This is a genomic window from Paenibacillus vulneris (assembly GCF_039543185.1).
Classification (GTDB): domain Bacteria; phylum Bacillota; class Bacilli; order Paenibacillales; family NBRC-103111; genus Paenibacillus_S; species Paenibacillus_S vulneris.
The window spans coordinates 413,139-426,266 of sequence record NZ_BAABJG010000003.1 but is presented as its reverse complement, the minus strand read 5'-3'; the positions used below and the strand labels follow the sequence as shown (position 1 = coordinate 426,266).

Below are 13,128 nucleotides of genomic sequence, written 5' to 3'. Positions count from 1 at the left end.
GTCAATCCTCCGGCGTCTGCACGTTATTTTCATGACAATTTTTCCGTTTCGCCTGTCCTATATACCACTCGTCCCGCATATTATATAATAATAATTATTACGAATTAGAAAGGGAGAAATGTCCATTGCAAACGACGCTCATGCGCTGGGGCACCAATATCCTTGCCCTGCTATGCATTATCATGCTTCTGCTAATTTATACCCAGAAGCAGCCGCCGGATCTCAGCTTTTTTCACAGCGCCGAAATGCAAAGCTTCAAAACGCTGTTCTTGAGCATCATTCTGGAGGCGTTCCCTTTCGTTCTGCTTGGCGTGCTGGTCTCGGCCCTCCTGCAAATGTTCGTCTCCGAGCAGACCATACGGCGCCTAGTGCCCAAAAACCCGGTCCTCGGCATCCTGTTTGCGTGCGTGGTGGGCATCATTTTTCCCTTATGCGAATGCGGAATGATCCCCGTGATCCGGCGTCTGATGAAAAAAGGAATGCCCGTCTATGTAGCTGTTGTCTTTATTCTGGTGGGGCCGATCATTAATCCCGTCGTCTACGCCTCCACCTACATGGCGTTCCGCAGCCGTCCGGAAATCGCTTATTCCCGCATGGGGCTTGCCTTTATCGTCGCTCTCGCACTCGGGCTGATCGTGTACAGGTTTATTAAAAGCGATCCGCTTCGCGGCAGTCTGTCCGTAGCCGCGGGAGGACATCATCATGGGCCGCATACACACGGACATGACGTCCACCATCATCACGAGCATAACGTACATAACCATGATCATGCTGCCCATAACCACGATCACCAGCACGATCATGAACCTAACGGACATCGTCATACTCACTCGCACTCACATGCCCATTCCCATACCGGCATCACGGGCCGATTGTTCGGCGTGCTCGGCCACGCGTCGGATGAATTTTTCGATATGGGCAAATATTTGATCCTCGGCGCCATGATCACGGCCGCGATACAGACGGTCGTTTCGCGTGAAAGTCTCATGTCCATAGGTCAGGGAGACTTTCAATCCCATTTATTTATGATGGGTCTGGCCTTCGTCCTGTCCTTGTGCTCGACCTCGGACGCTTTTGTAGCTTCCTCCTTTGCGACGACCTTCTCTGCGGGCTCGCTCTTGACCTTCCTTGTGTTCGGTCCAATGCTGGACATTAAGAGCATGCTGATGCTGCTGTCCGCTTTTAAAACGAAATTCGTGCTGAAGCTATCCGCCCTTATCATTGTTGTTGTGCTTGTATGCTCTTTGGTATTCGAACGAATATTTTTGACCTAAAAGGAGCGTGACCCTGTGAGTCCGCGATTGTTAAGTCTGCATCACCTTATTAAATCCGCGATCCTGTTCGGGTTCGCCATGTACATCGTCTATCTGGTCAAAACGGATAACATTCTGTACTACATAGCCCCCCGGATGATTGATTATGTCAAATGGTCTGCCTTAGGCTTATACGCCATTGCCATTTATCAAGTGTACCTCGGCATCAGTTCTTTATGGAGGAGGAACGCCGCCGAGTGCGACTGCGGCCATGACCATACTCCCTCTTCGTCCTTTCTCAAAAACACGGCCATTTACGGCCTGTTCGCCGTCCCGTTGTTGTTCGGCTTCCTGCTGCCGGATACGTCAATGGGAAGCAGTCTTGCCGCCAAAAAAGGGATGAACCTCAGCAGCTCCAGCAGCGTCAAGAAGGACGCCGTCAGCTCGGCTCCCGTTCCTTCGGCTTCCCCATCGGGTTCGGGCTCATCCGAAGCGGCATCTCCCGCAGCGCCGGCAAGCCCCAAATCGGAAGCCGCGGCGCCTGCGAATTTGGACGATCTGTTCCCGTCGGATAAATTTACGGCGCAATATGCCAAATTCGCCAAGCAAATTTACAAGTCCGATCTCATTCGGGTTAAGGAAGAGCTGTACCTGGAGACCTTGACTACGGTCGATTTGTATATGGATCGTTTTATCGGCAAAAAGATGGAGCTCACCGGCTTTGTCTACCGGCAGGAGGAAATGAAATCGAACCAGTTCGTCGTCGGCCGCTTCTCCGTCTCCTGCTGCTCCGCCGACGCTGCACCGTTCGGTGTCCTCGTCGAATACGATCGGGCGGCCTCGTTCGCCGATGATTCCTGGGTTACGGTCACTGGGACCATTCAAAAAACAAAATATAACGATATGGACATTATGATGCTCAAGGTTGAAAAAATCGCCAAAGCCGAGCCGTCCAAATCGCAGTATGTTTATCCGAATTCTGAATTTGGAACATGATGGGAAGCAAAAAACCGGGCTTTGTGAGCTCGGCTCAGTCTGTTGAGACTGGAGCTTGAAGAAATTGAAAAATAGTATCGGTCCACCGGTGGGGTATCCCCCTCCAGCCGCTGTTGTTCTCGGAAAATTTGATTAAACTCGCTCTACAGCGGGTATTTTCCGAGAACAAAGGCGGACGCTACCGCTCCTCCGAGGGATACCCCACCTATTACCTTTCGTATTTTTCTATATGAACAGCTTCTCAACAACTGATCCGAGCTTATTGGCTCGGTTTTTGCTTGTGTAGGGAGCTAGTAGTAACGCGATGTCGTCCGCGTTATAGCTCCTATGTTAGCGCGGCACCTGACGTTGGTCAGCCACATGCGTCGCATGTGCTAAGAGCACAGCCCCTCGCTTCTCTGGGTCGAAGCATTGCATCATGACAGACCGGACCTGCTTTGATACAATAAAGCATAAGCAAAGCTTAGCGATACATACCGCCTTTCATTCTTAAACCAAAAAGGAGTTATCCCCATGATCAAGCAAATAGACTGGCAAGGAACACCGGCCTACACCCTGGAGAACGACAAGCTGATCGTCTCGATCTGCCCTGCGCTCGGCAACAACGTATACAGCATCTGGGACAAAACTCTCGACCGCGAAATACTTCGCGTCCCGGCTTCGCCTGCGGAATTGGAGCAGCAGCCGGTCCAATTCGGGACGCCGATCCTGATGCCGCCGAACCGCATTCGGGAAGGGCGCTTTCAATTTCAAGGACAATCGTATCAATTCGATGTGAATCATGTGACCGGCAATCATATTCACGGCATGCTCCGCAGCCAGTCTTGGACGGTATCCGATTCCGGGAGCAAAGATGGAAGCCTGTTCATCACCTCTACGATCCGCCTTGCCGATGACGCCAACGTTCAACGGCAATATCCGCATCCTTTGGAGCTGGAGGTTACCTATGTACTGGAAGGCAGCCGGCTGAACCAGGTTTTGAAGGTTCGCAACACCGGCTCGACGCCTGCCCCGTTCGGCTATGGGCTTCATACGTGGTTCCTGCTGGACGGAGAACCGGACAAGTGGAAGCTGACCTTGCCTGTCAGCGGCATCTGGCAGCTTGATGAAGCGAATCTCCCTACCGGTGAAATTACCCCGCTGGGACAATATGAGACGCTGCGTGAAGGTGCAGCACTACAAGGCCATAACCTGGATACGGTCTTCCAGATCGGCGACAATCCTTGTCTGGCCGTCCTGTCCAAGGAAAATGTAGAGATTCGCTACAGCGGCTCCGAGCTGTTCAAGCAATGGGTCATTTATACCAAAGGGGAAGCTCATGATTTCATCTGTCTGGAGCCTTACACATGGGTTACGAATGCGCCGAATATCGACCTCCCTGCCGACATCACCGGCTTGCGCGGGATCGAGCCTGGCGCAGCCCTGGAGCTAGAAGTGACTCTCGAAGTCATTTACAAATAGACGCCTCCACAAATCGACCCTCGCAGTGAACCGCAATTTATAAATGCTGATGTTAAAGATAAAGAGACAGTGACCTGGAAGCAGAATCCTGCTTAAGGCACCGTCTTTTTTTTCAACACAACGTCACTGCTTCCCTACCTCGATAATGTATTTATCCCCTTTTTCCCCCGCCTCTCTCAAGACGGTATTGATGTCCTTGTTCTCAGTCACCATGGACTTGGCGGCTTCCTTCAGGAAGGAATACATTTTGGTATCATATTGGGTAGCTTCCGGAAGAGGAGCAGGCTTCGCGGCGAAAATACCGGCCAAATTTTTCCCCTCATACAGCTTGGTGTCGCTCGAGAACTGCTTTTTCAAATTAGCATCCTTTAGAATCGTAAGTCGAATCCCTTTATTCATCGACTTTTGCACGTCTTCGTTGATCAAAGTTTGAATGGCCGCAAAGGCAGCGTCTTTATTTTTGCTGGTTGGAGTGATCATCGCCATATGGAAATCAATTTCCCGTCCAAGTCCGGGCTTATCGTCAAAGGAAGGGAACGATACGATATCCCAGTTGAAATCCTTACTCGCCTCCTTCAGCTGCGGCAGCCGGGTCGTTAAGTTGGCGATCCAATACGGGTACATAGCCAGCTTCTGATCCTTCAGGAAATAATCGATGCCGTACGTATACTTTTTATTGCCGTCAACGATTCCCGGAATTTGATACAGCTGGTCGTATAAGCCGAACACTTTTTTATAAGGATCACCGGTAAGTACCGTCTTCTCCTGCTTCTCATCGACGACCGGAAGCGAATAGGCGCGGCTCAGCACCTGCGGATCTCCCATATCCAGACCGACATACTGAGTCCCCTGCTCGAATCGGGTTACTTTGCGCGCAAGCTCAATCACTTCGTTCCAAGTCATGTTATCCTTAGGATAAGGAACCGCAAATTTATCGAAAATATCTTTGTTGTAAGCCATAACCCCATAATTCATGGCGTAAGGTATGCCATAGATCTCGCCTTTAGGACCGAACTTTTTGAGCAAATTGACCGCTTCCGGCTCCAGCACGTTGAAATCGACATTTTGCTGCTTGATTCGGTCGTTCAGATCAATACCCAGATTTTGCTTCAGCAAATCATGTAAATAATAATTGCTCGTTAAAATGACATCAGGCAGCTGGTCCGCCGTAATGAGCTTATCTAAAGAGCTGCCTGATACCAGTTGCACGTCGATGTTCGGGTATTTCGCCTTAACCGGCTTCGTCACGAGCGATTCCAAATCGGCGTCGCTTAATATCCCAGCATTATGATTATAAAAGGTTAAGGTAACCGGCTCATTATTATACACATTTTGGCTATTACCTGAATTTTTCGACTCATTGCCTCCGCATCCGGAAAGCAGCAAAACCATGACCAAACCTAACCCTGCACATCCTCGAACTTTGTTCCTCATTCTTATTCAGGGCCCCCCATTTTGTCCATTTTTCAAGGAATCAACACCATATATTGCCTGGATGAAATTATCGGCTGACCTCCTCATGCTAACCTACATTGCCAACCATTGGAATGATCAATATAATTAAAACATGAACTATCGTGTCATTTCGTTGTATGGGGGAGCCAATGGAAAAAACAGTCCTTTTATGCGGGTATTCTTATCATCTTCAGAGGGTGAAACGAGGGGATAAGCGATTCGGTTTGGACAGCTATCTGCTTCGCCTTCAGACGGAGGGAACAAGCAGGGCGGAGATTGAGGGGGAAGATGTCAAGATGGAACCGGGGGACCTCATTCTGCTGAAGCCCGGGTCTTCTTATCAGCTTGAGGTTGATACAACGAACGGCAGCGGGGATTACTACCTGTTCTGTCAGGGGGAGTGGATGGATGAATGGTGGAGCCGTTACCCCAAGCCGATAAAGTCCCGAATCAAAATCGGCGAAGCCGTCCTTCACCCATGGAGGCAGATTATTAAGGAAACGCGTCGTTTGAACGAAGAGAACCAGGAATTAACCGACTATTTGCTTCGGGTACTCTGCCTATCCATTGACCGAGCCGTCACAGATACCAGTGCATCCTACAGCAGAGCCGTAACCGCCTTAAAAATGAAGCAATACATCGAGGAGCATGCCCACCAAGCCTTCAAAGTGGAGGATGTCGCCCGGCATGCCTGCTTAAGTGTTTCGCGGGCCTCTCATTTTTTTAAGGAATGCTATGGCAAAACTATGGTGGAATACGCTTTGGAATATCGTCTGGCTACAGCTTTGGAGCGCATGAGACATACCGGGATGTCGATGGAAAGCATCGCGGAGAGCTGCGGATTTGGAAGCTATACGTACTTTCATCGGGTATTCAAAAGCAAATTCGGGCTGTCCCCGTCCCATTTCCGCAAGCTTGAAAAGTCCTTCCGGTAAATAGGCGGCTGCGCTGCCATCCTTGCAAACCTTCACGATGAAGCCAGCCGCTTGCCGCTCCATCGTGATCTTCCGGCGAGGTTACCCCCTTCCCATTCTCATCAGCCAGCCTTTGGGTACCTTCGCTTCCCATTCCTGCGGCTGTTCGAGCCCCATGGCCCTGCATACGACGGCAGCCGTATCCATAAGCCCCAGCTCTGGAGGTACCTTGGAGCCGGCTTCAATCCCCGGTCCCGAGCAAGTCCAGAATACCGTTTTATCCAACGGATCATCGCTGCCATGGCCCTTGGGATTGACTCCGCCGCCTCCGTGATCCGTCGTGATCACAACGAGGCTATCCTCCCCCCAGCCTGCCCCTTCCACCGCATCGAGCAAAATACCGGTGAACCGGTCCGTCTCCGTTATAGCCTCCAAATAATCCGGTGTACCATAGCCGAACTTGTGTCCTGCGTAATCGGGATAATCGAACTGTATGAATAATAAATATAAATCCGGGTTGCTTCTTATATAATCAGCTGCAGCCTCTGCCAGCTCCTTGTCCGGCAAAGACACTTTATGTACTCCGATGCCCTCCTCGATAATTCCGTCCATAATCGGCTGCCAGCAGGTAAAGGCCGCCAGCTTGCAATCGGGATAAGCCTCGTGTGCCATCCTGAAGAACGAAGGATAGGGCGAATCGGAGGGATATCTAGAGGCGGCCGCCGTTTCGTTAGTCAGTCCGTGCTTGACCGGGGTAACCCCGTGCAGCAGCGAGCCCCAGCACTGTGCGCTGATCGTCGGTGATACGGTCTGAGCTGTAAAGGTGGAAGCCCCCCTCGCCATCCATCGGTCCAATACGGGCGTTGACGTTTGCTGGACAAAGCTTCCTGCACCGTCCCACCCGATCACAATAATTCTATTGATTGATTTCATGTGTTGATCATCCAATGTTCCTCACCCCTTACGTGTGAAAGTGGGTATTGCTCCAATATATGAATACCTGCACCTCCATTGTATAAGGTTTTCACTAATAGTCAACACCAAATGCAATTAAACACAACAAATCACACAAAATAACTCACTCATGTATTGGGAAGTTCTTTTTTTCGGTACCATGTTCTGATTCGCTGAATGTCCAAAGAAAATATAGTTTTTGACTGGATTTGTTGAACCTGCGCAGAAGTCTGAATTACAACACCGTTAGGCTCCGAAAAATAAGCATTAGACTGACTTCCATATAAAACCAGCCGCAGCCCTGGACCGGAAATATAAAGTCCTAGACTGCGGCTGGTTTATTGCTGTCGTTCTCCGTTTAGTTTAACGACCGTTTGTACTGCATGGTAAGTTTTCCTCTCAAATTACTTAGTTAGCGTAATCTCATATCCATCCAGAGTCTGCATACTTCAAATATTTGTTCAAGACAACGTTCTTGCTCATTACTTAACTTCTCGAATCCCCCTGTAGACAGATTCGCACAGCTCTGTTGTAAACCTGCCTGACATTCCTTCAAGCGCCGTATTGGTGAACGCTACAACACTAAGCTCCTCACTCGGATCAACAAACCAGGAGTGACCATAGGTGCCGCCCATCCGCCACGTTCCCGGTGATTCAGGTGTATTGGCAGCTACTGGGTCTTTAAGCAAAGTGAAACCAAGTCCAAAGCCTCTCCCCGGCCAATAGGGCATCACAAGGTTACCAATTTGATTGGTTGTCATTTCTGTGACAAGAGCCTTCGGCAGAATCGGATCTCCTCCCTGCCGCAAAGCTTCCAGCAGTTTAAGAAAGTCTCCTGCGCTGCCAATCATACCGGCTCCCCCGGAAGGATAAGCTGTCTTATCGGTAAACCTGTTGGGTGAAAGGAGGAATCCTGCCGTCCCCTCCACGAAAGGAATGGTATCCGAATCTTGTAAGCGCCGAGGCTCTCCAGCGCTGTCTGCGTAAGCCGTGGTCAATCTGTCCGTGTCCACGGCCTTGAAATCCGTGTCCGTCATGGAAAGCGGCTGAGTTACAAGCATCCGTACGGCTTCACTTAGTGGCATTCCAGTAACCTTTTCGATGACCGCTCCGAGCACGTCTGTTGCTATGGAATACCTCCACATTTTCCCCGGCTCATATAAAAGCGGGACAGAAGCGAGTCTTTGCAGATTCTCTTCAAGTGTAATTCCCACCAAATCCATGCCGTCCGATACCCCGGCAAGCTCATAAGTTCCCTTTTCTTCCTGGAAGAAACGGTAGGTTAAGCCTGCGGTATGCGTCATCAGATGGCGAACGGTCATGGAGGCATCCTGTCCGTTTGGCAGTTTGGGACGAAAGGCGGGCAACCATTTTTCCACCAGATCGTTTAACTGCAATCTCCCTTGCGAAATTAATACTAAAGCCGCCGTTGACACGATCGGCTTGGTTACCGAAGCATATCTAAACAATGCATTTTCCTGCATCGGCCGTTTCTGCTCGCGGTCGGCCCAACCAGCAGGCCTGCTGTAAACGAGGTTTCCGCCTAATGCAATTTGGACGACGGTACCTACGATCCTTTTTTCCTCAAGTGTGCGGTCAATTACCTCATTGACGCTTTTATGCATGAATTCCAGGTCTGTCTTTATCATGCTTCTCATCCTCTCCTGCTGTAATTCACTTGATTATTTATAGCAAGTGTGTTTATTATATAAATAATTTCCGCCGCCTTACATAAAACAAACAAGTTAAATAAAGAAGTTTTCGATGATTATAAAGGTATTTAAAAGAAATAACTTTAAAATTAAAGGGGACGATTTTCTTGGACGAAATCGATAAAAACATCCTGCTCCAATTGCAGAACCAGGCGAGATTATCCATGACAGATTTAGGAAAGCTGGTGGGACTGTCTCAGCCAGCCGTAACTGAACGTGTGAAACGCATGGAAGAAAAGGGGGTTATCGAGGAATACCGAACCGTCATTTCTTCACAAAAAGTGGGTAAGCAATGCACAGCCTATATGCTTGTTCGGACCCGGAATTGCTATCCTTTCCTTGATTTTTGTCGTTCATCACCGGAGGTCACGGAATGTTATCGGATAAGCGGAGAGCATAATTATTTATTGAAGGTCCTCACGGAAACAACCCAGGAGCTGGAGGAGTTTGAAAACCGGTGCGACCAATACGGAACCTACACGACTCTGATCGTAATGTCTTCACCGATCGCTTATAAAAATCTCATTGGAGAAACGAATTTGCTCGCATAAGATGTAATTCTAAAATCTCAAAAAAAGAATCCGCCTTTGCAGCGGATTGAGTTTGTCGAGAAACCCTGTTTTGCGTGAACTATGCTACATATGGAGGTGGGGTATGCCTCGGAGGAGTTTACGTCCGCCTTTGAAACCCGTGAAAATACCACTAAATATAATCTAATTCACGGGTTTCAACAGCGGCTGGAGGGGGATACCCCATCGGAGTATATTGGCAATAGTTCAAGCTCTATTAGGTTTCTCGACAGCCTAAATCCGCCTTTGCAGCGGATTCTTTTTTTGCTTATGTTACACATACTCGTGACTCCTTTAGGAAGGAAAGCCATGCTTTTTAGCTAGCCAAGCTGCAAGCAAGGAGGGAAGCAGCAGGATGATTAATGAGCTCCAAGCAGTTCGAGAAGAAACCCGCCGATTATCCCTCCTCCGCCGATTGCCACATTCCACGCGGTGACCAGCATCGATTGGGCTATATCTGCGCTATTTCCCCCAGCTTGTGCTATTGCTGTTTGCAGTAAAGTGGCTGCCCCGCCAAACGTAAGCCCCCACGCCGTAACGCCAAGAATGATGATGGCAGGCTGATGCATTCCGATTCCCAAAGCTGCAGAGGCCAAAGCAAATCCCGTGATACTGATTAAAACCAGTATTCTTAGAAAACGGTCAATCAGCATGCCTATCACCCAAATGCCGACAACCGAGGTAATTCCGAAAATAAGAAGAACCAAATCCACTCGCTGAGCAAACGCGGTTTCCGCAAGATACGGTGCAATATAAGTGTACAAAATATTATGAGCTAGTACCCATGCCAAAACGACGAACAGAATCGGCCGTACACCGGGAATCAAGAAAACCTTGTGCAAAGGGAGCTGATCATCGGCAGGCTCTCCGGCATAATCCGGCACCTTCCAGAGCACCCAGCCAATAAGGGCTGCAGTCAGTAATGATACAGCTCCGAAAATGAAACGCCACCCTGTATATGTGCCGAAAAAAGTGCCAAGCGGAACGCCCAGCGCCAATGCCAGCGGGGTGCCAACCATAGCTACGGCCATCGCTCTTCCTTTCAACGAATCAGGCACCATTCGCCGCGCATAACCGGCCGTCATCCCCCACAGTACACCCGCCGAGACACCTGCGAAGAAACGTGCAACAAGCGTCAGTACATAAACGGAAGATAACGCGGTGATGGTGTTAAAAATAAGAAAGCCGATGATGCACAGCAGCAGAAGCGGCCGGCGTCTCCACTCGCGGGTAGCTGTTGTTAAAGGAATGGCGGCCAGAAGAGATCCAACCGCATAGAGAGTGACCAATTGTCCAGCAAGAGCTTCTGTGACCCCAAGATCCAGTGCAATTTGCGGCAGTAATCCAGCAGGCAGGCCTTCCGTAAGAATGCAGATGAATCCCGCCATGGCTAAGGCCAGCAGACCGACCCACGGAAGACGTTTGGAAGACGACACATTTGCTCCGCCTTTTCTTATAAGAGAAGTGTTTGAGTTCACGAAAAAATCTCCTTTATTTATTTTTTGCCGCTTAAAAAAGCGTTGGCTTTCGTATAAGCATATATAAATAAAACATTTTTTTACATGGATGATTAAAGGAGCATGAAGCGAATGAAAAGGAAAATACTTTTATTTTTATAAAAATTCCATGATTTTAAAGGCAAAAAGGCAGCATCGTCAGATGCCGCCTAATGTTAAATCGTAATCGACGAGCTTGAGACGTGTGGTGGAGATCCTGCTGCCGCTCTAGCGCTCTAGAAATAAAGGAGTCGTGAAGTTGAACGAATGTAAAAATACGGAACCAGCTATTCTCCCGGTAGCTTAATGACGTTCCTAGTCTAATGGTTTATATTCTTTTTACACTAAAAAAAGCGCAAACTCGGCAGAAACGCCAAATTCGCACTTTTTACAGAATGTTATGGTGTGTACATATTCGGCTGTGCCGGGGTACTCATCCCGTTGCCAAGGAAGTAGCTGGTATGGGGAGGCTGATTGTAGCCTACGTTTTGCCATGCAATGCCGAGCCGGTATACCGGATCATGCATCAACGTATACAACCGGGTGCTGGTCACATCCGTTGTCGTATAAATTCTCAGCGCCGTGCTGTCCGTCGTTCTCCACACGACTTCCTCGCGCCAATCGCCCAGCAGATCCGCCTGCAGAGTCGGTGTCGCTTTGGTGCTGTTGTTGGAGGCCGTTCCCGTTGCAGTCAATAAATTCGTCGTCGTAGAACTGCTGTAGTTCCACTTGTCAATCCGGATATCATCCAGCAGCTCCCGCTGTAAATCTCCATCCCACCATATACCGAAGTTTGTGGAGGAAGGCAGCGTCGTGCCGATTTTGGTCCCCGTGCTGGTATACAGACCGCCGTTAGCCCACACTTCTTCACCGGGGTAGCGTGGATCAATGTCGGCAGACATGCCTCGGCCTACGTCTTTGCCCGCATAGACACCCCAGATGGTCTGCCCTGTTTTGGCATCGCGGTATTCCAATCCGTATGCGGCGGAGGTACTCTCATGAACCTGGAACACCTCCAGGCCCGGACGGTTGGGGTCCAGATCGCCCAGATGCATGGCGTCGCCATGGCCTAATCCAGTCGAGTACAGCCTGCCTCCATTGTCGTCCACAGCCATGGCGCCGTAGATGATCTCATCCTTGCCGTCCCCATCCACATCAGCGACGCTCAGGTTATGATTGCCTTGACCGGCATAAGCGGAATTGCCTGACGCGTTCGAATCGAAGGTCCACAGCTTGGTAAGCTGACCGCCCCTCCAGTTATAGGCTACCAGTACCGAGCGTGTGTAATAGCCCCGTGCCATGACCAGGCTGGGCTTCTGTCCGTCCAAATAAGCAATGCAGGCGAGGAAACGGTCGACACGGTTACCGTAGTTGTCACCCCAATCGCTTACTGTACCGCGTGGAGGATCATAATTGGCCGTGACGAGCGCCTTGCCGTTCGTGCCCTGGAAAATAGTTAAATACTCGGGGCCAGACAAGATCCGTCCCGCCGAATTGCGGTAATCCGCAGTGGCGCTGCCAATGACTACCCCGGTTCCATCCGTCGTGCCATCCGCCGTTTTCATGGCCACCTCGGCCTTGCCGTCACCATCCAGATCATAAGCCATGATCTGCGTATAATGGGCTCCGGCACGAATATTTTTGCCCATGCCGATTCTCCAGAGACGGGTTCCGTTCAATTTGTATGCATCGACGAACACTTCGCCGGTATACCCGTCCTGTGAGTTATCCTTGGAATTGGAGGGGTCCCACTTCAAAATGATTTCATACTGCCCGTCCCCATCCAGGTCGGCCGCCGTAGCATCGTTGGCGCTGTATGTGTACGCTACACCGTCAGGGGTTGTCCCTCCGGCAGGCTTCTGCAGAGGCACAGTCAAGTAATTGGTCCCCCACACGCTGACGGTCGGCGATGCCGTCTGTTCTACTCCTCCCACCACAGCCCGGACATAGTAAGTGGAGCTTGCCGTTCCTCCAGTGTCCTGGTAATTCGTGCTAGATGTGATGGGAGAGCTGTTGAGCTTCGTTCCGTTGCGGTATAAGTTGAAGGAAGTGCTGCTTGCTTCCGTACCGAGCAGCCGCCAGCTTACGAACACCCCCGTGCCCGTCTTGACGGCGACCAGCCCTCTATCCAGCTTCTCCATTTGTCTGGCAACCCCCGCGGCTGAAGCTTGCCCGGGACTGACGAAGGATTGCAGAGGGAGCAGGAAAGAGCTTGCCAGCATGCAGCTCAGCAGCACCATGCCGGATTTTTTGAGCCTGCGTTTTACTGTTTTTAGCATTGTATACCCTCCTAAAAGTTTTCTGAAGGAAAAATTGAC

Annotated in this window: 9 protein-coding genes and 1 pseudogene; 5 read left to right on the top strand and 5 right to left on the bottom strand. The window is 50.1% G+C overall.

Annotation, left to right across the window (positions count from 1 at the left end; all coding sequences use genetic code 11):
* Positions 1-125: 125 nt before the first annotated feature.
* The 3 genes from ABEA66_RS03340 to ABEA66_RS03330 all read left to right on the top strand — a co-directional run bounded on the left by ABEA66_RS03340 (position 126) and on the right by ABEA66_RS03330 (position 3,710).
* Entirely contained in the window at positions 126-1,274 is a 1,149-nt protein-coding gene (locus ABEA66_RS03340; RefSeq protein ID WP_345586018.1) for a permease, read from the top strand.
* A gap of 15 nt (positions 1,275-1,289) precedes the next feature.
* Positions 1,290-2,249, top strand: a complete 960-nt coding sequence (locus ABEA66_RS03335; protein ID WP_345586016.1) for a TIGR03943 family putative permease subunit — start codon at positions 1,290-1,292, stop codon at positions 2,247-2,249.
* Between the two features lie 513 nt (positions 2,250-2,762).
* A complete protein-coding gene (locus tag ABEA66_RS03330; RefSeq protein WP_345586014.1) occupies positions 2,763-3,710 on the top strand; it encodes an aldose 1-epimerase in 948 nt (315 codons plus the stop codon).
* Positions 3,711-3,833: 123 nt separating this feature from the next.
* Here ABEA66_RS03330 and ABEA66_RS03325 read toward each other — a convergent pair whose 3' ends face one another.
* A complete protein-coding gene (locus tag ABEA66_RS03325) occupies positions 3,834-5,144 on the bottom strand; it encodes an ABC transporter substrate-binding protein (protein WP_345586012.1) in 1,311 nt (436 codons plus the stop codon).
* Positions 5,145-5,314: 170 nt separating this feature from the next.
* Between ABEA66_RS03325 and ABEA66_RS03320 the strand changes: the two genes are divergently transcribed.
* Positions 5,315-6,100: an AraC family transcriptional regulator gene (locus ABEA66_RS03320; RefSeq protein WP_079912671.1), complete on the top strand. Its 786-nt coding sequence runs from the start codon at positions 5,315-5,317 to the stop codon at positions 6,098-6,100.
* Positions 6,101-6,181: 81 nt separating this feature from the next.
* Here ABEA66_RS03320 and ABEA66_RS03315 read toward each other — a convergent pair whose 3' ends face one another.
* Positions 6,182-7,012, bottom strand: a complete 831-nt coding sequence (locus tag ABEA66_RS03315) for an alkaline phosphatase family protein (RefSeq protein WP_345586010.1) — start codon at positions 7,010-7,012, stop codon at positions 6,182-6,184.
* Between the two features lie 503 nt (positions 7,013-7,515).
* Positions 7,516-8,682, bottom strand: a complete 1,167-nt coding sequence (locus ABEA66_RS03310; protein ID WP_345586008.1) for a serine hydrolase domain-containing protein — start codon at positions 8,680-8,682, stop codon at positions 7,516-7,518.
* 170 nt (positions 8,683-8,852) lie between these two features.
* On the opposite strand from ABEA66_RS03310, the gene ABEA66_RS03305 reads away from it, so the two are divergent.
* Positions 8,853-9,296 carry an Lrp/AsnC family transcriptional regulator gene (locus ABEA66_RS03305; protein ID WP_345586006.1) on the top strand — a complete coding sequence of 148 codons (444 nt, stop codon included), beginning with the start codon at positions 8,853-8,855 and terminating at the stop codon, positions 9,294-9,296.
* Between the two features lie 312 nt (positions 9,297-9,608).
* Here the strand turns inward: ABEA66_RS03305 and ABEA66_RS03300 are convergent.
* Positions 9,609-10,792 (bottom strand): annotated as a pseudogene (locus ABEA66_RS03300) (MFS transporter).
* A 416-nt stretch (positions 10,793-11,208) separates the two neighbouring features.
* Positions 11,209-13,089, bottom strand: a complete 1,881-nt coding sequence (locus ABEA66_RS03295; RefSeq protein ID WP_455430504.1) for a rhamnogalacturonan lyase — start codon at positions 13,087-13,089, stop codon at positions 11,209-11,211.
* Between the last annotated feature and the right edge of the window lie 39 nt (positions 13,090-13,128).

Bases quoted from the DNA above. Each gene is read 5' to 3' on its own strand.
- ABEA66_RS03330 (WP_345586014.1), top strand. From the start codon at position 2,763: ATGATCAAGCAAATAGACTGGCAAGGAACACCGGCCTACACCCTGGAG.
- ABEA66_RS03325 (WP_345586012.1), bottom strand. From the start codon at position 5,144: ATGAGGAACAAAGTTCGAGGATGTGCAGGGTTAGGTTTGGTCATGGTT.
- ABEA66_RS03320 (WP_079912671.1), top strand. From the start codon at position 5,315: ATGGAAAAAACAGTCCTTTTATGCGGGTATTCTTATCATCTTCAGAGG.
- ABEA66_RS03315 (WP_345586010.1), bottom strand. From the start codon at position 7,012: ATGAAATCAATCAATAGAATTATTGTGATCGGGTGGGACGGTGCAGGA.
- ABEA66_RS03310 (WP_345586008.1), bottom strand. From the start codon at position 8,682: ATGATAAAGACAGACCTGGAATTCATGCATAAAAGCGTCAATGAGGTA.
- ABEA66_RS03295 (WP_455430504.1), bottom strand. From the start codon at position 13,089: ATGCTAAAAACAGTAAAACGCAGGCTCAAAAAATCCGGCATGGTGCTG.